Source organism: Pseudomonas sp. GW823-FHT01D03, from assembly GCF_058798255.1.
In genome coordinates this window covers 3,505,361-3,523,873 of sequence record NZ_JBXAKK010000001.1, presented here as the reverse complement: position 1 = coordinate 3,523,873, position 18,513 = coordinate 3,505,361, and the positions used below count along the sequence as shown (strand labels likewise).

The window sequence follows — 18,513 nt, the reverse complement described above, 5'->3', positions numbered from 1 at the left end:
TGAAGATAGAGCAAAATAAAAGCAGAACAATGAGCGATAAGGAATATTTTATGAGGGGGAGTTTGTTTGCTCTTTCAAATATCTGGTCGGATATTTTTAAGCATCTGTACAGGAACATTAAGCTGAATATTGGCGCAAATACCGCTATGTAATTCGTGGTTATCCTGGAGCTTAGAGGGAGCGTGGATGACCAGAAGCCGATGTTTTCGATCAGATAGTTTTGTAGAACAGAATCGAGCAGCATAGGATGGTGCTCGTTAATGATTGGAACTATCAGGTTGATGAGGAGGATCGGCGCCAGCATGGATAAAAAACACGCGGTTGATATGGATGGCTCAGGAGTGTTTTGCACCGTGTAATCCTTGTTTGGTGGCCGGCTCAATTAATTGAACCGGCGGGCAGAGTATTAATGCACTGGCGCCGTTTCAACTAGCGTGAATATCGTGTCATTTATCTTTTCTACGGTTTTGGCATCGAGTAAAGCGGCAACGCCAGCCACGAGGAGACCGGTAGCGACTACAGCAATTACGGGTGGAAACGAAAAAGCAGCTAGCACTGGTGGTGCTATGAGAGCGACCAGCAACCCTGCTCCGGCTCCTGCGGCAATGCTTTCGAATTCGAGTAACAGGGGTTTCCAGTTTCCATCCTGAAAACCGATGATTGCCTTTTCCACAACAGAATGCGCCTGCACGATTTTTCCGGTTACGCCAAATCCTTTGGCGAGCCGATTGACACTGTCCATGTAGGTCGCCTTGTCCAGCGCGTTCAGTGCGTCGACAACCGCACGGGTATCCTGCGGGCTGAGCCTTGCATTCGGGTTGGTTCGCACCTGCTCGAACGTTCGCAGCGCCTCGTTGTAGCTCCTGATCTTTTTCCCTGATACATCCTTTTGGAGATCCATCACCACTTGATGCAGGTTGGTGCCGTATTTCTCGAGGATGAATTTGTTCGCGTCGGCGACGTAAGCCACCGCGCGTTTGTAGCCATCAATACGTTTGGCCTCCGCTTCGGCAGCGATCCGTTGTTTTTCTTCCTCCAGTCGCAGAGCAGCCTGACGCGCCTGCTCTTGTCTTTGCGCCTCTTCAGCTTTTCGCGCCGCTTCGGCGGCCTGCTGTTGGGCGAGGGCCTCGGCCTGTCGCCGAGCTATTTCGGCATACAGTCTGGTCTGGCGGTCTTGAAGATTTGCGATTTGTTCGTTCAGAAGCATGGCGTCGTAAGTGGCTTGTAACTTCGCATATTGTTGCGAAGTTTTAATATCCCTTAATTTTTGCTGCAGCTCGGTGTTTTTTTGAAAAAGCAATTCATTGACAATGTTGGTGGCTTTGTTTAGCCATGTATCGGGAGTAGGGTGGGTCAGCGGTGGGTGCCTGCTGTCTATAATGTTCAACTCTGTTTGCAAGCCTTGCTCTAAATTGCGCTTTTTTTCCAAGTAGTCACTTTCTATCGCGAGTGTGAGCCCATGCATCGGATTGCCCAGCGGATAATTCTTGAGAATATTTCCGCGAATGGTGCCAGGGTTCAAATTCATGATTTCCCAGGAGCCATCGGCGTAGATTATTGTTGTCGGAAGTTCAAGTTGTCGCATGTGTTGACTCCTTTCTTTGATGGAGACCCGTTCCGTGGGTCGGTTTGATAACTGATGTCTGGTTTTTTATGGGGTGCGCTTATATAGATAGCACTGCCGATTTTTGCGTTCAAATCGTGCTGTAGGAATTCGGTCTTCAAATTATGTGAGACATTTCTTGTCAGTTTGTAAGTATTCTTTAGTGTGTTTCTACTTGTTGTTTTTATTGGTTTTTTTGGTGCGAATAATCGAAGGCTGTGTAAGCTTTGGCTGGGTGATTTTCCAAGGAGGAAAGGTGTGGCAGGAACGAATTTCAGGTAATCGGTCATTTCAGGTGCGCTTGCCTGTTGAACGGCCACCTGAAGCGCGAGAATTCTCTTTGGCTGCTAATGTTTACCGGTGCGCGGGCCCGCGTTTACGTGCCAATGACCGAATATGTCGCAGCACCGCAAGCAGACACATTGTCGCACCCATTAAGCTGCGCAACGGATGAGCACCCGTAAAGGCATTGTCGGCAGCCTCGACAGTCGTTTTTGCAGATGCCCATTCAATGGAAGGTGAATGTGACCTGAGTGTCTCGTCCAGCTTCACCCACCTGTCCCCCTGTTTCCTCTGCCCGAGAATCAGGAACAGGGCGACACAAGCCCCGCAAGGGGTGTTGCACGCGACGCTTTCCATCAATAACAAGCTTAAGCGGAGTACCACAGATGGCGTTCTTCACCGCAGCCAGCAAAGCCGACTTCCAGCACCAACTGCAAGCGGCACTGGCGCAGCACATCAGTGAACAGGCACTGCCACAAGTGGCGCTGTTCGCTGAACAATTCTTCGGCATCATTTCCCTGGACGAGCTGACTCAACGTCGCCTCTCCGACCTCGCTGGCTGTACTCTTTCCGCGTGGCGCCTGCTTGAGCGCTTCGATCACGCGCAACCGCAAGTGCGCGTCTACAACCCCGATTACGAGCGTCATGGCTGGCAGTCGACCCACACCGCGGTCGAAGTTCTGCACCATGACCTGCCATTTCTGGTCGACTCGGTCCGCACCGAGCTGAACCGCCGCGGCTACAGCATCCACACCCTGCAGACCACCGTGCTCAGCGTACGCCGTGGCAGCAAGGGCGAGCTGCTGGAAATCCTGCCCAAGGGCAGCACCGGCGAAGGCGTGCTGCACGAGTCGCTGATGTACCTGGAAATCGACCGCTGCGCCAACGCGGCCGAACTGAATGTGCTGAGCAAAGAGCTGGAGCAGGTGCTCGGTGAAGTGCGCGTCGCGGTCGCTGATTTCGAGCCGATGAAGGCCAAGGTGCAGGAGATCCTCACCAAGCTCGATCACAGCGCATTCGCCGTCGATGCCGACGAAAAGACCGAAATCAAGAGCTTCCTGGAATGGCTGGTGGGCAACCACTTCACCTTCCTCGGCTACGAAGAGTTCACCGTTGTCGATCAGGCCGATGGCGGTCATATCGAATACGACCAGAACTCCTTCCTCGGTCTGACCAAACTGCTGCGCACCGGTCTGACCAACGAAGACCGTCACATCGAAGACTACGCGGTGAACTACCTGCGCGAACCGACCCTGCTGTCGTTCGCCAAGGCTGCGCACCCGAGCCGTGTACACCGTCCGGCCTACCCGGATTACGTGTCGATTCGTGAAATCGACGCCAACGGCAACGTCATCAAGGAACACCGCTTCATGGGCCTGTACACCTCCTCGGTGTATGGCGAGAGCGTGCGGGTCATCCCGTTCATCCGCCGCAAGGTCGAAGAGATCGAACGCCGTTCCGGCTTCCAGTCCAAGGCTCACCTGGGCAAGGAACTGGCGCAGGTGCTCGAAGTACTGCCGCGTGACGACCTGTTCCAGACTCCGGTCGACGAACTGTTCAGCACCGTGATGTCGATCGTGCAGATCCAGGAACGCAACAAGATCCGCGTGTTCCTGCGCAAAGACCCGTACGGTCGTTTCTGCTACTGCCTGGCCTACGTGCCGCGCGACATCTATTCCACCGAAGTGCGCCAGAAGATCCAGCAGGTGCTGATGGAGCGCCTGAAGGCCACCGACTGCGAGTTCTGGACCTTCTTCTCCGAGTCCGTGCTGGCTCGCGTGCAGTTGATCCTGCGCGTCGATCCGAAGAACCGCATCGACATCGATCCGCTGCTGCTGGAAAAAGAAGTGGTACAGGCCTGCCGCAGCTGGCAGGACGACTACGCCGCACTGACCGTCGAAAGCTTCGGCGAAGCTCACGGCACCAACGTGCTGGCGGATTTCCCGAAAGGCTTCCCGGCGGGTTACCGCGAGCGTTTCGCGGCGCATTCGGCCGTGGTCGACATGCAGCACCTGCTGAGCCTGAACGAAAAAAATCCGCTGGTGATGAGCTTCTATCAGCCGCTGGGCCAGGTTTCCGGTCAACGCGAGCTGCATTGCAAGCTGTACCACGCCGACACCCCGCTGGCGCTGTCCGACGTGTTGCCGATTCTGGAAAACCTCGGCCTGCGCGTGCTGGGTGAGTTCCCGTACCGTCTGCGCCACACCAACGGCCGCGAGTTCTGGATTCACGACTTCGCGTTCACCGCGGCGGAAGGTCTGGAGCTGGATATCCAGCAACTCAACGACACCCTGCAGGACGCGTTCGTCCACATCGTCCGTGGCGATGCCGAGAACGATGCGTTCAACCGTCTGGTGCTGACCGCCGGTCTGCCATGGCGCGACGTGGCGCTGCTGCGTGCCTACGCCCGTTACCTGAAGCAGATCCGTCTGGGCTTCGACCTGGGTTACATCGCCAGCACCCTGAACAACCACACCGACATCGCTCGCGAGCTGACCCGGTTGTTCAAGACCCGTTTCTACCTGGCGCGCAAGCTGGGCAGCGATGATCTGGAAGACAAGCAACAGCGTCTGGAACAGGCGATTCTGACCGCACTGGACGACGTTCAGGTGCTCAACGAAGACCGCATCCTGCGTCGTTACCTGGACCTGATCAAAGCCACCCTGCGCACCAACTTCTATCAGACTGACGCCAACGGCCAGAACAAGTCGTACTTCAGCTTCAAGTTCAACCCGCACGCGATCCCTGAGCTGCCGAAGCCGGTTCCGAAGTTCGAAATCTTCGTTTACTCACCACGCGTCGAAGGCGTGCACCTGCGCTTCGGTAACGTGGCGCGCGGTGGTCTGCGCTGGTCCGACCGTGAAGAAGACTTCCGTACCGAAGTCCTCGGCCTGGTAAAAGCCCAGCAAGTGAAGAACTCGGTCATCGTGCCAGTGGGTGCGAAGGGCGGCTTCCTGCCGCGTCGCCTGCCACTGGGCGGCAGCCGTGACGAGATCGCGGCCGAAGGCATCGCCTGCTACCGCATCTTCATTTCCGGTCTGCTGGACATCACCGACAACCTGAAAGACGGCGCGCTGGTGCCGCCGGCCAACGTCGTGCGTCATGACGACGATGACCCGTACCTGGTAGTGGCGGCGGACAAGGGCACTGCGACCTTCTCCGACATCGCCAACGGCATCGCGATCGACTACGGTTTCTGGCTGGGCGACGCGTTCGCCTCCGGTGGTTCCGCCGGTTACGACCACAAGAAAATGGGCATCACCGCCAAGGGCGCGTGGGTCGGCGTACAGCGCCACTTCCGCGAGCGCGGCATCAATGTTCAGGAAGACAGCATCACAGTGGTCGGCGTGGGTGACATGGCCGGTGACGTATTCGGTAACGGCCTGTTGATGTCCGACAAGCTGCAACTGGTTGCCGCGTTCAACCACATGCACATCTTCATCGATCCGAACCCGAACCCGGCGACCAGCTTCGTCGAGCGTCAGCGCATGTTCGACCTGCCGCGTTCGGCCTGGACCGACTACGACACCAGCATCATGTCCGAAGGCGGCGGCATCTTCTCGCGCAGCGCGAAGAGCATCGCCATCTCGCCGCAGATGAAAGAACGCTTCGACATCAAGGCCGACAAGCTGACCCCGACCGAACTGCTGAACGCCTTGCTCAAGGCGCCGGTGGATCTGCTGTGGAACGGCGGTATCGGTACTTACGTCAAGGCCAGCACCGAAAGCCATGCCGACGTGGGCGACAAGGCCAACGATGCACTGCGCGTGAACGGCAACGAGCTGCGCTGCAAGGTAGTGGGCGAGGGCGGTAACCTCGGCATGACCCAACTGGGTCGCGTGGAATTCGGTCTGAATGGCGGCGGTTCCAACACCGACTTCATCGACAACGCCGGTGGCGTGGACTGCTCCGACCACGAAGTGAACATCAAGATCCTGCTGAACGAAGTGGTTCAGGCCGGCGACATGACCGACAAGCAACGCAACCAGTTGCTGGCGAGCATGACCGACGAAGTCGGTGGTCTGGTGCTGGGCAACAACTACAAGCAGACCCAGGCCCTGTCCCTGGCGGCGCGTCGTGCCTACGAGCGCATTGCCGAGTACAAGCGTCTGATGAGCGATCTGGAAGGCCGTGGCAAGCTGGACCGTGCCATCGAGTTCCTGCCGACCGAAGAGCAGATCAACGAGCGCGTTGCGGCAGGCCATGGCCTGACCCGTCCGGAGCTGTCGGTGCTGATTTCGTACAGCAAGATCGACCTCAAGGAACAGCTGCTGAACTCGCTGGTACCGGACGACGACTACTTGACCCGCGACATGGAAACGGCGTTCCCGCCGACCCTGGTCAGCAAGTTCTCCGAAGCCATGCGTCGTCACCGTCTGAAGCGCGAGATCGTCAGCACCCAGATCGCCAACGACCTGGTCAACCACATGGGCATCACCTTCGTGCAACGACTCAAAGAGTCGACCGGCATGAGCCCGGCGAACGTGGCCGGCGCCTACGTGATCGTGCGTGACATCTTCCACCTCCCGCACTGGTTCCGTCAGATCGAAGCGCTGGACTATCAGGTCTCCGCTGACGTGCAACTGGAGCTGATGGACGAGCTGATGCGTCTGGGCCGTCGCGCTACACGCTGGTTCCTGCGTGCCCGTCGCAACGAGCAGAACGCTGCCCGTGACGTCGCGCATTTCGGTCCGCACCTTAAGGAGTTGGGCCTGAAGCTGGACGAACTGCTGAGCGGTGAAATCCGTGAAAACTGGCAGGCGCGTTATCAGGCTTATGTTGCGGCCGGTGTTCCGGAATTGCTGGCGCGTATGGTGGCGGGTACCTCGCACCTGTACACCCTGCTGCCGATCATCGAAGCGTCCGACGTCACTGGCCAGGATCCGGCTGAAGTGGCCAAGGCCTACTTCGCCGTGGGCAGTGCGCTGGACATCACCTGGTACCTGCAACAGATCAGCGCGCTACCGGTTGAAAACAACTGGCAGGCCCTGGCCCGTGAAGCGTTCCGTGACGATGTGGACTGGCAGCAACGCGCGATCACCATCTCCGTCCTGCAACAGGGCGACGGCACTCAGGACGTGGAAGCACGCCTGGCGCTGTGGATGGCACAGCACGAAAGCATGATCGAGCGCTGGCGCGCCATGCTGGTGGAAATCCGTGCTGCGAGCGGCACTGACTACGCCATGTATGCGGTGGCCAACCGTGAGCTGCTTGACCTCGCGTTGAGCGGGCAGGCGGTGGTGCCTGCGGCTGCTGCGAATGCCGAGCTTGAACTGGCCTGAGTAGTGGTTGAATGAAGAAGCCCCGGTGTTGTGAGATGCCGGGTTTTTTTATGTCTGGATTTTGTGGTGTTTGTTCCGGCCTTATCGCGAGCAGGCTCACTCCTACAGTTGGAATGCGTTTTCCCCCTGTAGGAGTGAGCCTGCTCGCGATGAGGGCCTGACTATCAATACAACTTATGTGCTTGTTTGTTATCCAGCATCGACACTTTATCTGTCGGTCTGGTCAATAAATTACTCAGCGACTGATCAAACTTCTGCAACGCCCGAACTTGCACATCCTGTTGTTGATTAATATCCGCGACGATCTCGTCCGAACCTTTGAAGTCCGCCCACACCGGCGTCAGTTCTTTGGCCTCCGAACCTTTGGCCGTGCCGATGTAATTCAACTTCGCATCATAAAAGTCCGCACTCACATCAGCCTTGATGTCGGAGCTGCGCGAAGTGATCAACTGGCTGTGGGTGTCGACGATCGCCACCACTTCGGGGTGCGCCGCGCGCAGGCTCTGCATGTCCGGGTACACCGTCACTGAGCCGAACTGCCGTTGCAGCGAGGCCTTGACCCAGTCCACGGCCATGTCCGGTTTCGAGGTGTTGACGTAGGCGTCGTGGATCGGCTGCACCAGCAGGCTCTGGCCGAAACCGGTGCCGGCGTTGGCCTGATAGTCACGCAGGTATTCGCGGTTGGTGTGGGTGCTCGGGCTGTAGATCACGCCCAGTGACACGTCGGGACCGCTTTGCACTTGGGCTGCGCTACTGCGGCCGGTCGGGTGGGGAAGCAGTGTGTCGAGGGAGGAGACCGCTCGCGGCGCGGTGGGCACTGAACAGGCGGAGAGGGCGATAACCGAAATCAACAAGGTACTGGCCAACGCAAGTTTCATAGTGAATCTCCCGTGAAGCAACTTCAGTCGGAAAGTCAGCGTTGTCGCGGCTGTTTGTGACGGGCGCACGACAGTTGATTCAGACTAAACCCGCCAACCTGTAAATAAGCTGACAATTTTTCGAGTTGTGGCGATGCATTAGTTTTATTGGCTTTAAGGCGAATCGGTTAATTGCCTCGGGAAATAAAAAGGCGCAAAACAGTGTTTTGCGCCTTTTTATTTATGGCTGTGCCAACAACCATCAGTTTTTCAGGGGGATCAGCACTTGCTCGTCTGGGGCCAATACCATGAACACCAGCAACTTCGCCGGTTTGCTGTTGCTGGCGTTTTTCGACACCAGATGTTCGGAGCCGGCCGGTTCGTACCAGAACTGGCCTTTCTTGTAGGTGATCGGCTGTTCGCCCTTGACCTGGGAAATCACTTCGCCTTCGAGCACGTAGGCCATGGCGGTGCCGTCGTGTTTGTGGGCGATCGAAGATTGGCCTGGTTTGTAGTCGACTTCGATCATCATGGCTTTCTTGCCGGGGGCGTTTTTCAGCATCTGGTCTTGCAGGACGGTGATTTTTTCGGACGGGTCGTGAGCCAGGGCGGCAGCAGATACAGACAGGGCGAGAATGGCGGTGAAGAGGTGCAGGGCTTTCATGGTGGATCACCTTAGGGAGGAGGGGGTGGTGACCACAGTAGTCTGCGGGGTGGGGTGTGCAAACGGCCAATATTCGGGAAGATCGGGTGACCAATCAGTCGTTCGGCGGTGCAGCTGAATACGTCTTCGCGAGCAAGCTCGCTCCCACAGTTGAACGCATTCCAAATGTGGGAGCGAGCTTGCTCGCGAAGGCGTCCGGTCAGACGATGGGGAAACTGTTGAAATCCACACTATTTGCCAAGCGGCTATCAATCAGGTCAATAAACCCCTGCGCCTCGGGCCGGTTGAAGTGCGCCTGCATCGCCGCTTCCGACTGCCAGCGCGCACTCACCGTCCAGCGCTGGCTGTCCTCGGGGCAGCGGTCGACCATGTAGGCGTCGCAGCCCGGTGTCTGGCGCAAGGTGTCGACGATCTTCTGCAACTGCCGGCCGAGTTCTTCCGAACGGCCGGCGGCAGCTCGCACCTGCACGGTGTTGATCACTTCGTTGGACATTGCTCACACTCCTGAATCAGGCCGGACGAATCCTGCTCATTGAGGGATAACGCCCATGCAGAATAGGCCTGCACTTGCTGATCACCAATAACCAATCGGCGGTTAATCGCCCAGACCAATCATTCACGCCACTTGTTGCAGAATGTCGCGCAGGCGATCCAGAGCGGTGTCGATATCGAGGGTTTCAATGGCGCCGAAGCCGAAGTACAGACCGCTCTTCACCGGTTGCCGGTAATGGAATCCGTCGATGGAATACAGCCCGACCTCGACTTTTTTCGCCAGTTCGATCACCAGCGGCAGGTCGATCGGCACCTTGCACAGCACCGCCATGTGGAACCCGGCACTGGGCGGAATCGCCTCCAGCCACGGCGCCAGATCCGTCGCCATGCGCGCCAGAATCCGTTCACGGCGCTGGGCGTAAATCGTATGGCAACGGCGGATGTGCTTGAGCAGGCAACCTTCAGCGATGAACTTGGCCAGCGCCCATTGCGGCAGGGTCGAGGCGTGCAGGTCGGTGAGTTGTTTGGCGCGGATCACCGCTTCGAGAATCGCCGGCGGCAGGATCGCGTAACCCAGGCGCAACTCCGGCAGCAAGGTCTTGGAGAAGGTGCCGACGTAGGCCACGATGCCGCGCTGATCGAGGCTGAACAGTGAGTCCGTCGGCCGCCCTTCGTAGCGGAATTCGCTGTCGTAGTCGTCCTCGATGATGATCGCGCCCAGCTCATAAGCCCTGGCCAGCAAGGCCTCGCGGCGCGCCTGGCTCATCGGCATGCCCAGCGGGAACTGGTGCGACGGGGTGACATAAATCATCCGCGTGCCCTCGGGAATCTGTTCGACCACGATCCCTTCGGCATCCACCGGTACTCCGACCACCTCGGCACCGTGGGTGCCGAACAGCAGGCGTGCCGGCGGGTAGCCCGGATCTTCCATCGCCACCCGACTGCCGGGGCTGATCAGCACGCGGGTGATCAGGTCCAGCGCCTGCTGCGCGCCGTTGCACACCACGATGTCTTCGTCCTGACAGTTGATCCCGCGCGAAAACGCGATGTGCCGGGCAATCGCATTGCGCAGCGCCGGCAGGCCTTCGGGCACGCTGTAGAAGCCTTTGGAGCCGGCCATCTGGCGCATCGCGTGCGACACGCAGCGGCGCCAGTCGTCATGCGGGAACTGGCCCTTGCTGGTGGCGCCGCCGATGAAGTCATAGCGCAGCGAACCTTCCAGTGACGGGTGGCGCAGGAACACCGGCAGATTGCGCCAACGCTCGATCACCTCGGCGCTGGCCAGTTCGGTGTGGCTTTGCTTGCGCTGAATCTGCGCCGGGCGGGCGTTGACGTACGTGCCTTTGCCGATCACCCCGGTGAGGAAGTTTTCGTACGTCAGCTGCGCGTAGGTGTCGGAAATGGTCTTGCGCGAGATCCCCAGTTGCTCGGCCAGCAGACGGCTGGGCGGCAACTGCGTGCCGGCAGCCAACCGACCGGACTCGATGGCGCCGCGCAGCTGGTTGTATAGCTGGCCGGCGAGGTCCTTGCGGCCATTGATCACGACGTGAAGTTCCATACCGACGCGGCTCCGGGGGGCGATTGAAGTGTCGGCCAGATTAACGCTGTTGCGTGATGGGCAGTAGTTGCGCAGCACAAAAACCCGAAATTGGTCACCATCCCCCTTGTAGGAGTGAGCCTGCTCGCGATGACGTCTGCACATCCAACATGGCGGTGACTGAATGACCGCTATCGCGAGCAGGCTCACTCCTACAAGGTTGTGTGTTTGGCCGGGGGGCAGTGGTGTAGCGATATTCCGTGGAATTGGGGCTGTAACGCCGGCAGTTCTGCCCTTACCGTGAACTCATCACTCCGCTTCCCGAGAGCTGCCATGTCCCCGCGTCTGGACTACTACAACGCATCGCCCAAGGCGATGAAAGCGATGATCGCCATGGAGGCGCTGACCAGCGACCTGAGCATCGAGGCGCCGCTGTTGCAACTGATCAGGATCCGCGCCTCGCAGCTCAACGGCTGCGCGTTCTGCACCGACATGCACTCGGTGGACGCGCGGCGGGCCGGGGAGAGTGATCGGCGTTTGTATGCGATCGCGGTGTGGCGCGACAGTGGCTTCTTTAACCCCCGTGAACGGGCGGCGTTGGCCTGGGCCGAGGCGGTGACGTTGTTGGCCGAAAGTCATGTGCCGGACGATGTTTATCAGTTGGCCAAAGCGCAATTCAGTGAGGCGGAGCTGGTGGATTTGACCATGGCCGTCACTACCATCAACAGCTGGAATCGTCTGGCCGTAAGCTTTCGCCAAACCCCGAGCGACTGAGGTGCACAAAACCCTGTGGCGAGGGAGCTTGCTCCCGCTCGGCTGCGTAGCAGTCGCAAAACCTATGCATGCGGTCTGTCAGTCAAAACCGGTGCGGCAGGTTTGGGGGCGCTGCGCACCCCAGCGGGAGCAAGCTCCCTCGCCACAAAGTTTGGTCTTCAGTTTGGTGGAAAGATCACAGCCTTCGGCAGCTCCTTGTATCTCGACTATCGCTCCGTCAGGAGCGATAGTTCTCGACTGATCATCGAGGGAGGGACTTGGAAGCCGTGCAGCTCCTTAGGCTTTTTGCCTGTGATGTAGATCGTGCTCCAGCCCTCCACACTCACTCATATAGTTCGAACGGTATCTTGGGCCCGTCTCTGGCGAGAGCTCGCATTCGCAAGGTTGGACAGAGTGCAGTGATGATCGAAAACGGATCAATGGAGAGACAGTCATGTCCAGTTTCGTCGGTGTCGATGTCGCTAAAAATACCTTTGATATCGCCACGCACTTGCCGAACGGCAAGCACAAAACCAAGGCCAAGCTGCCTAATAACTCGAAGGGTTTCAAAGAATTTGAAGCTTGGTTGAACAAGCAGGTCGAGCCTACAGCCTTGATCGTGATGGAAGCCACCAGCATCTATCACCTGGAACTTGCCGAGTTCGTCTACAGCAAGGGTTACCGGGTCTGTGTCGTCAATCCGGCCACGACCCATGCTTACGCCGACAGCGAGTTACGCCGGATCAAAACCGATAAAAGCGACGCCAAACTGATCGCTGATTTTGCTCGGGAAAAGGCTGAAAAGCTTCAGCTTTGGGCACCGGAGCCACTGAAATACCGCCAACTGAAGGCGATGGTGCGTCGGCTGGATGATCTTCAGGAAATGGAACAGATGGAGCTCAATCGTCTGGATGTGTCCGACGAAAAGGTCAAAGACTCGATCAACTCCGTTCTGCGCCACATCGAAAAAGAGATCGCTGAAACGCACAAAGCGATCAAGAAACACATCGACGATGATCCGGACATGCGCCAGATGCGCGACTTGATCGTGACCATCGACGGTATCGGGCAGAAAACCCTTGAGCGGCTGCTGGCCGAACTGGGCGACCTGCGCAAATATGACGACCCTCGCAAACTGGTCGCTGCTGCGGGGTTGAACCCAAAGCTGCAGGACTCGGGAAAGCTCAAAGGCAGAACAGTGATTTCCAGGATCGGATCGGCTCGCGTCCGCGCGGGTCTGTACATGCCAGGCCTGGTAGCGCTGAAGCACAACGAGGCGATCATCGCCATGAAGGAACGCTTGAAGGCCAATGGCAAGGCGCCCAAACAGATCATCTGTGCAGCCATGCGCAAGTTGCTGCACTTCGTTTACGGAGTGCTCAAATCGGGCCAACCATTTGACCCGAAATTGGCACTTGCCCGGTAAGGGGCAAGACGGTATCTACATTCGATCCCATGTAGGAGCTGCCGAAGGCTGCGATCTTTTGACTTTGATTTTTAAAAGCAAGATCAAGAGATCGCAGCGTGCCGCAGCTCCTACAGGATCCTCAGTTTGGTGGGCGTTGTGGTTTGACTGAGGTGCCGAAGGTGTTGCCCATGCGTGTTCCAGTTGCGGCCGGGGTTGCGAGGCCAACCTGATTCGGTGGCCGCTTGTTCACCGGCACATTCAGCGCTTCCTGATTCTTCTGCGCAGCTGCAGCGCCCTCGGGATTGTTGCCCATCTGCTGGCTCAAACAATCGTAATTCGGCGCCTTGTAGCCGCCCACCGTCACCTCCACACAACCCAGCGGCTGCTCGGCCTGGGCACTGGCGAAGGTGCTCAGCAGCAGCCCGCCGAGGGCGAATTTCCACAGTGATTTCATGCAAGCCTCCTGGCCGGCCCGAAGCGGCCGTTCTCTGAATGCAGTCTAGTGCAAGCCTTGCGCGAATCCCGTGATGGTTTTTTTGCACCGCCCGTCACACCAGATTCATAAACAGCCATCAGGATGACGGTTTTCAGGGGTACGTCAGCCGTGCAGCGAGGCAGTTCCAGGGACGGCCTTCAGCGTTCAGCGACTCTCGTGCGCCGGGTGAGTCTGGGGCTGCTGCTTGGCTGGTTCAGCTGCGCTGCGACAGCCGAACCGGCGCCGGCCGACTTGCGCATGACGCTGCACATCCCGGCGCAGGACCTGGCCTCGGCGCTGGATCAGTACAGCCATGCCACGGGCATTGCAGTGCTAGTCGACAGTCAGTTGAGCCGTGGCCGGCGCTCGTTGGCAGTCGATGGCGAATACACCGCTGCCGATGCGCTGCGCCGTTTGCTCGGCGGCAGTGGCCTGATGGCGCGTTATGCCCGCGACGACGCGTTCACCCTGCAAGTGGCGCAGGTCGAGGACGTGCCATCGGCGCTGGATAAAACCACCCCGGCCAGTGCCGCTGTGAGTCGCAGTTACGCCACCGCCGTACAAGCGGCGATCGAGCGCAACCTGTGCCGTTCGCCGCTGACCCGTCCCGGCAGTTATCGCGCGGTGTTGCAGGTCTGGGTCGGGCGCGACGGCGTGGTGCAGCACAACCGGTTGGTCACTTCGACCGGTGATGTACGGCGCGATACCGCGCTGGTGGAGAGCTTTCGCAATCTCAGGATCGACCGGCCGACGCCCAGCGCGTTGCGTCAGCCGGTCACGTTGCTGTTGTTACCGGAGTCGTCAGGGAAACGCATGGAATGCACCAAATGGGAAGGAGTTTCCGGGGGATGAAAGACACCGGACAAGGTTCGATGGTCCAGCTGTTCCTGACGTCCTACGAGGACTTTCGGGTGCGCTTGCGCAGGCGTCTCGGCTCGGAAGACCTGGCCAACGACGTGCTGCACGAAACCTACCTGCGGGTCGACCGCATGGAAACGCCGCCGAACCTGCTGCGGCCCAATGCCTACCTCTATCGCATGGCCCTGAACATCGCCGCCGACCGCCGTCAGGCCGATGCGCGCCTGCTCACCGGCGAGGAAGTCGAAGAGCTGCTGCAAATCGGCGACGAAGCGCTGGATCCGGCGCGGGTAGTCGGTGGGCAGAAGGAAATCCAGTCGCTGCTCAGTGCCCTTTACGAGCTGCCAGCGCGGCGTCGTAGAATCTTTATCGCGGCGCGGCTGGAGGAGGCGCCGCACCTGGAAATCTCCCAGCGCTTCGGCATCTCCACGCGCATGGTCGAGAAGGAAATCAAAGCTGCATTGGGCTTCTGCGCGGCGAAACTGGAAAGAAAAGTGTTTCAGCGGTTCGGTCGCGGGGCCGGAAAACCGTCATCTGAATAGTGCCCGATCAATTCGTTGAGAATCTGCGCGTTTGAACATCTTTCGACTGACACCTGCCAAGCCATCGGCGGCCGACAATCTGCACAGCGAAGCCCACGACTGGTTGGTCCTGCTGACCTCCGGCCGCGCCACCGTGGCCGACGCCCGCGCCTTGCGCCAGTGGTGCGCGCAGAGCGCCGAACATGCCCGCGCTTTCGAAGAGGCCAAGGTGTTGTGGCACAACCTGCAGCATGCCGCTGAAATGCTGCAATCGCCTCGGCGGTTTGGCCGACGGGCGTTTCTCGGTGGCGCCATCGCGGCATCGGCGGCGTTCCTGCTGGTGCGCGGGACGATCCCCGGTGGCTTCGAAGGACTCGGCGCCGATTACATCACCGAAGTCGGCCAGCAGAAGCGTTTCGAACCGGCCGACGGCGTGCGCCTGGAACTCAACACCCAGACCCGTATCAACCAGCGCGCTGGCGACGACGGTGTGCAGGGGTTAGAACTGGTCAGCGGCGAAGTCGAAGTGCAAACCGCGCGGCTGCCACTGGCGATGCAGGCTGGAGGAGGGTGGTTGCGGGCCAGTCAGGCGCGGTTCAATTTGCGCAACACCGATCAACAAGTGTGCGTGACCTGTCTCGACGGCGCGGTGGAAGTCGACGTAGAAGGCCGCAGCCTGCGCCTGGAACCAGGCCAGCAAGTGACCTACGACGCACGGCAAGTCGGCAGCGTACAAAGCGTCGACACAGCCGCAGTAATGAACTGGCGCCAACAAGTGCTGGTGTTCAACGGCGCAACCCTCAGCCAGATGATCGACGAGATCAACCGCTACCGCCCCGGCATGTTGCTGCTGCTCAACCGCGAACTCGGCCAACGCCGTGTCCAGGCCCGCTTCAGCCTCGACCAACTCGCCGGCGTCGCCCTGCTGATCCGCGACGCCTACGGCGTCAAATGCACCGAACTCCCCGGCGGAGTCGTCGTCCTCAGCTGACCCCAATCCCACCAACCCCACCACTCCCTGTGGGAGCTGGCTTGCCAGCGATGACGACCAACCAGCCAACCAATCTCTCCCAGACCGCATACGATCCAATTGTAGGAGTGAGCCCGCTCGCGATGACGGCCCGACAGCCGACCAATATCTACCGGCTTGTGAGAGCTGACCTACCAGCGATGACAGCTCACAAGCCAACCATTCCCCAACTGACCAAACCCAATCCAACTGTGGGAGCGGGCTTGCTCGCGAAGGCGTCCATTCAGCCAAATCATCATCAACTGACCCACTGCATTCGCGAGCAAGCCCGCTCCCACAGTTTTTGCAGTGATTCAGATTATTGCAGCGGCCCCATCACCTGCCGATACCGCTCCACCCCCTGCGCCGTCTCCCGCGTCAACCGCACCTCCAACCCCAACGGATCCTCCCGCCGATTCCCACTCAACTGCCGCCAACCCTTATCCACCTCCCAAACCCGCACCTGCACATCACTCACACCCTGCAACACCGCCACCCCAACCCCCGGTGCCGGCAACGGATACCGACTCCGCGCCTCAGCCACCGCCCGATACAACGTATCCCCCTTGACCCACCACCGCACCCGCTGCAACGCCCCAGGCTGATCCGCCGCACGGCGAATAATGTCCAGCCGAAACCCCTTGCTATCACTGCTCCGCACCGTCAGCGCAGGCGGCGCACTCGGCGGCTCATCATCCACGCCAACCTTCTTCGGCTCGGTCAATTCAATCCCCGCGCGCATCTCCACATCACGCTGCAACTGATTCAACGCCCGCAACAAACTGTCGCTCTGCTCACTGCTCGCCTGCAAATGACTGTCCGCCCGCGTCACACTGTCCAGCCCGCGCCACGCAATCAAACTGACCACCGCCATCAGCAGAATCGCGACCATCACCTCGATCAGGGTAAAGCCCCGTTGATCGTTCATTGCACACTGATCCTGCCACTGGCATCACGCAGCACACTCAGCCGATTCAGCCCATCAGACAAGGTCAATTGCAGCGGCGGATTGATCCACTCGGCGTTAAGCACCACCTTCTGCTTCGGCTCCACCCGCACCTCCAGCTTCGGACTCTGCCAAGTGCGCGGCCGCAACTGCGGGTCATCCTTGAAATGCTCAAAACCCTGACCACTGTCACTGCGCCGACTGAACCGAAACCCCTTGCCATCGCTCAACCACGCAATCGGCCGACCATCCGCCCGCGCCTCCGCCTGCGCCACCTGCAGCAACTGCGCCACACGCTCGGCATCCTTGCGCAGCAACTGCAGCGGATCCGGCTTGATACTCAGACTGATCGCCGCACTGGCAATCCCGATGATCACCAGCACCACCATCAACTCGATCAGCGTAAAGCCCCGTTGTTTACCCACCTTCATCGGTTGCGCACTCCGTTGCGTCCTGCCCGTCCCAAAAAAACATCCTGCACGGCCAACATGTAAGGCGTGTGAAATAAAACCGTGAGAATTGCCGCGTAGCCTGTCAGCAGGGACTAAAAGGAGATTCAGCCCATGATGCTCACCACCCGCATATCCCCCCCGCAAACCCTCCAGGCCCTCGCACTGCTCGCCGCCCTGGTCGGCGTCGCAACCTGGTCGTCGCTACTCCTGACCTCCGCCGAATCCCACACCCCACCAGCCCCCCCGCAAATGCTCGCGGCGCGCAGTGATAGCCCGGCGTTGCAGTGGTTTTCCAATCAAACGGCGCCGGTGGATATCAAGGTGAGTGGGGTGATGGCGGGGAGTCGCGGGGCGGTGGCGATTTTGAGTTTGAACGATGGGCCGCCGAGGAGTTTTTTGCAGGGGGAGAGGGTGGGGCCTGGGGTGAAGCTGGTGGCGGTGGAGGGGGATGGGGTGGTGATAGAGCAGGGGGGGGAGAGGGTGCGGTTGGGGGTGGAGAGGTTGGGGGAGGGGGTGGAGATGCCTAGGTTGGTGAGGCCGTGAATGGTTCGGAGTGAAGGTGGTTATTTTGCTGTTTCAGGTTGGATAGTAGCTACTGAAGTAATAGTTCATACCTCTGGTGCAGAGGAACCGAGCAAGCTACGTGAAGTGCACATGGAATCAAGGGATCGCCAGAGGTAGGGCTACAGATCACATCCGTTTAACAAGGGCTCGGTTTGCCTGCTCCGTGACAACGCTCGCCAAAAAAACGGCTACATTTGTAAGGGAATAACGTGTTTTCCACATTTTTGTTAATAGATGATTGAATTGAAGGAAGAAGGAATGTCCACGAAGACCGGTGAGGCAATAAGCGGAGTTTATAATGAGGCAAATAATTTTCTGATAATCGGTCTTACGGGGCGTACCGGCTCAGGTTGCTCTACAGCTGCCAGCAAATTGGGCGGAGCAAACTTCGAATTCCCTGTGGAAGGTTATGAAGGACTTACAGAGAATGAGTTAAAAAAGCATAAAATAATTCATAAATATCTAAAAGGTAATAAGTGGACTCCCTTTTTTAGGGTCGAGGTGCGATCGTTAATTACATACCATTTGTTACTTTTGGAAAGGGATTCATTTATATTGCATTTGGCTGGGGTTTCTGGTGCCGGGATTTCGCAAGAAGCCGCAGCAGCGATTTATGATGAGTCAAATGAGGTTCGAGAAGAGATTCTTAGGCTTAACTCATTCAATGGGAAAGTTGATCCTCACGAGGTTGATTCGTGGATTGAACTTTACTTTTCAACTTTGCCGCTTGCTACTGAGAGTTTAAAGGATAAATTGGGGGGGGGCGATTTTCACCAAGCTCTACCAAGAGTCAGGAGACAATATTAGATC

General features: G+C 58.5%; 16 protein-coding genes. 8 read left to right on the top strand and 8 right to left on the bottom strand.

The genetic code is table 11. From position 1 onward, the window contains the following. Positions 1–406: 406 nt before the first annotated feature. On the bottom strand, positions 407–1,585 hold the full coding sequence (locus AC1RBR_RS15170) for a colicin-like pore-forming protein (protein ID WP_492565291.1): 1,179 nt from the start codon (positions 1,583–1,585) through the stop codon (positions 407–409). A 686-nt stretch (positions 1,586–2,271) separates the two neighbouring features. Here AC1RBR_RS15170 and AC1RBR_RS15165 point away from each other — a divergent pair. Continuing rightward, the gene (locus AC1RBR_RS15165; RefSeq protein WP_492565289.1) at positions 2,272–7,167 is read left to right on the top strand and encodes an NAD-glutamate dehydrogenase; all 4,896 of its coding nucleotides are present in this window, start codon (positions 2,272–2,274) and stop codon (positions 7,165–7,167) included. Positions 7,168–7,331: 164 nt separating this feature from the next. Here AC1RBR_RS15165 and AC1RBR_RS15160 read toward each other — a convergent pair whose 3' ends face one another. From AC1RBR_RS15160 to pdxR, 4 genes are all read right to left on the bottom strand, one after another. Then, positions 7,332–8,045 (bottom strand): ATPase, encoded by a 714-nt coding sequence (locus AC1RBR_RS15160; RefSeq protein ID WP_492565287.1) that lies wholly within the window; start codon positions 8,043–8,045, stop codon positions 7,332–7,334. Positions 8,046–8,286: 241 nt separating this feature from the next. Further along, on the bottom strand, positions 8,287–8,688 hold the full coding sequence (locus tag AC1RBR_RS15155; RefSeq protein WP_204896352.1) for a cupin domain-containing protein: 402 nt from the start codon (positions 8,686–8,688) through the stop codon (positions 8,287–8,289). A 199-nt stretch (positions 8,689–8,887) separates the two neighbouring features. Continuing rightward, positions 8,888–9,181: a putative quinol monooxygenase gene (locus AC1RBR_RS15150; RefSeq protein ID WP_003225668.1), complete on the bottom strand. Its 294-nt coding sequence runs from the start codon at positions 9,179–9,181 to the stop codon at positions 8,888–8,890. A 123-nt stretch (positions 9,182–9,304) separates the two neighbouring features. After that, positions 9,305–10,738: a MocR-like pyridoxine biosynthesis transcription factor PdxR gene (gene pdxR, locus AC1RBR_RS15145; protein ID WP_150368720.1), complete on the bottom strand. Its 1,434-nt coding sequence runs from the start codon at positions 10,736–10,738 to the stop codon at positions 9,305–9,307. 312 nt (positions 10,739–11,050) lie between these two features. Between pdxR and AC1RBR_RS15140 the strand changes: the two genes are divergently transcribed. Next, complete coding sequence (locus AC1RBR_RS15140) at positions 11,051–11,491, top strand: carboxymuconolactone decarboxylase family protein (protein ID WP_027613104.1); 441 nt, start codon at positions 11,051–11,053, stop codon at positions 11,489–11,491. Positions 11,492–11,924: 433 nt separating this feature from the next. Next, complete coding sequence (locus AC1RBR_RS15135; RefSeq protein ID WP_492563214.1) at positions 11,925–12,896, top strand: IS110 family RNA-guided transposase; 972 nt, start codon at positions 11,925–11,927, stop codon at positions 12,894–12,896. Between the two features lie 121 nt (positions 12,897–13,017). On the opposite strand, the gene AC1RBR_RS15130 is transcribed toward AC1RBR_RS15135, so the two are convergent. Further along, the gene (locus tag AC1RBR_RS15130) at positions 13,018–13,332 is read right to left on the bottom strand and encodes a hypothetical protein (RefSeq protein ID WP_492565284.1); all 315 of its coding nucleotides are present in this window, start codon (positions 13,330–13,332) and stop codon (positions 13,018–13,020) included. Between the two features lie 207 nt (positions 13,333–13,539). Here AC1RBR_RS15130 and AC1RBR_RS15125 point away from each other — a divergent pair, with 207 nt between their 5' ends. Genes AC1RBR_RS15125 through AC1RBR_RS15115 form a run of 3 tightly spaced genes read left to right on the top strand, consistent with a single transcriptional unit; the run spans position 13,540 to position 15,723 of the window. Then, positions 13,540–14,205 carry a secretin and TonB N-terminal domain-containing protein gene (locus AC1RBR_RS15125; RefSeq protein ID WP_492565282.1) on the top strand — a complete coding sequence of 222 codons (666 nt, stop codon included), beginning with the start codon at positions 13,540–13,542 and terminating at the stop codon, positions 14,203–14,205. Next, entirely contained in the window at positions 14,202–14,753 is a 552-nt protein-coding gene (locus AC1RBR_RS15120) for an RNA polymerase sigma factor (RefSeq protein WP_027613107.1), read from the top strand. Before AC1RBR_RS15125 ends, AC1RBR_RS15120 begins: the two co-directional genes overlap by 4 nt. Positions 14,754–14,784: 31 nt before the next feature. Continuing rightward, complete coding sequence (locus AC1RBR_RS15115) at positions 14,785–15,723, top strand: FecR family protein (RefSeq protein WP_492565280.1); 939 nt, start codon at positions 14,785–14,787, stop codon at positions 15,721–15,723. A 337-nt stretch (positions 15,724–16,060) separates the two neighbouring features. On the opposite strand, the gene AC1RBR_RS15110 is transcribed toward AC1RBR_RS15115, so the two are convergent. Together AC1RBR_RS15110 and gspH are read right to left on the bottom strand one after the other, a co-directional pair. After that, entirely contained in the window at positions 16,061–16,669 is a 609-nt protein-coding gene (locus tag AC1RBR_RS15110) for a type II secretion system protein GspJ (RefSeq protein WP_492565278.1), read from the bottom strand. Next, on the bottom strand, positions 16,666–17,118 hold the full coding sequence (gspH, locus tag AC1RBR_RS15105; RefSeq protein WP_492565276.1) for a type II secretion system minor pseudopilin GspH: 453 nt from the start codon (positions 17,116–17,118) through the stop codon (positions 16,666–16,668). Before gspH ends, AC1RBR_RS15110 begins: the two co-directional genes overlap by 4 nt. A gap of 132 nt (positions 17,119–17,250) precedes the next feature. Here gspH and AC1RBR_RS15100 point away from each other — a divergent pair, with 132 nt between their 5' ends. Together AC1RBR_RS15100 and AC1RBR_RS15095 are read left to right on the top strand one after the other, a co-directional pair. After that, positions 17,251–17,682 carry a type II secretion system protein N gene (locus AC1RBR_RS15100; RefSeq protein WP_492565274.1) on the top strand — a complete coding sequence of 144 codons (432 nt, stop codon included), beginning with the start codon at positions 17,251–17,253 and terminating at the stop codon, positions 17,680–17,682. 279 nt (positions 17,683–17,961) lie between these two features. Beyond that, complete coding sequence (locus AC1RBR_RS15095; protein ID WP_492565273.1) at positions 17,962–18,510, top strand: hypothetical protein; 549 nt, start codon at positions 17,962–17,964, stop codon at positions 18,508–18,510. Positions 18,511–18,513: the final 3 nt, after the last annotated feature.

Excerpts from the sequence above, each read along its gene's own strand:
- AC1RBR_RS15140 (WP_027613104.1), top strand. The coding sequence starts at position 11,051 with ATGTCCCCGCGTCTGGACTACTACAACGCATCGCCCAAGGCGATGAAA.
- AC1RBR_RS15155 (WP_204896352.1), bottom strand. The coding sequence starts at position 8,688 with ATGAAAGCCCTGCACCTCTTCACCGCCATTCTCGCCCTGTCTGTATCT.
- AC1RBR_RS15170 (WP_492565291.1), bottom strand. The coding sequence starts at position 1,585 with ATGCGACAACTTGAACTTCCGACAACAATAATCTACGCCGATGGCTCC.
- AC1RBR_RS15160 (WP_492565287.1), bottom strand. The coding sequence starts at position 8,045 with ATGAAACTTGCGTTGGCCAGTACCTTGTTGATTTCGGTTATCGCCCTC.
- AC1RBR_RS15095 (WP_492565273.1), top strand. The coding sequence starts at position 17,962 with ATGTCCACGAAGACCGGTGAGGCAATAAGCGGAGTTTATAATGAGGCA.
- AC1RBR_RS15120 (WP_027613107.1), top strand. The coding sequence starts at position 14,202 with ATGAAAGACACCGGACAAGGTTCGATGGTCCAGCTGTTCCTGACGTCC.
- AC1RBR_RS15135 (WP_492563214.1), top strand. The coding sequence starts at position 11,925 with ATGTCCAGTTTCGTCGGTGTCGATGTCGCTAAAAATACCTTTGATATC.
- gspH (WP_492565276.1), bottom strand. The coding sequence starts at position 17,118 with ATGAAGGTGGGTAAACAACGGGGCTTTACGCTGATCGAGTTGATGGTG.
- AC1RBR_RS15130 (WP_492565284.1), bottom strand. The coding sequence starts at position 13,332 with ATGAAATCACTGTGGAAATTCGCCCTCGGCGGGCTGCTGCTGAGCACC.
- AC1RBR_RS15100 (WP_492565274.1), top strand. The coding sequence starts at position 17,251 with ATGATGCTCACCACCCGCATATCCCCCCCGCAAACCCTCCAGGCCCTC.
- AC1RBR_RS15165 (WP_492565289.1), top strand. The coding sequence starts at position 2,272 with ATGGCGTTCTTCACCGCAGCCAGCAAAGCCGACTTCCAGCACCAACTG.
- AC1RBR_RS15110 (WP_492565278.1), bottom strand. The coding sequence starts at position 16,669 with ATGAACGATCAACGGGGCTTTACCCTGATCGAGGTGATGGTCGCGATT.
- AC1RBR_RS15150 (WP_003225668.1), bottom strand. The coding sequence starts at position 9,181 with ATGTCCAACGAAGTGATCAACACCGTGCAGGTGCGAGCTGCCGCCGGC.
- pdxR (WP_150368720.1), bottom strand. The coding sequence starts at position 10,738 with ATGGAACTTCACGTCGTGATCAATGGCCGCAAGGACCTCGCCGGCCAG.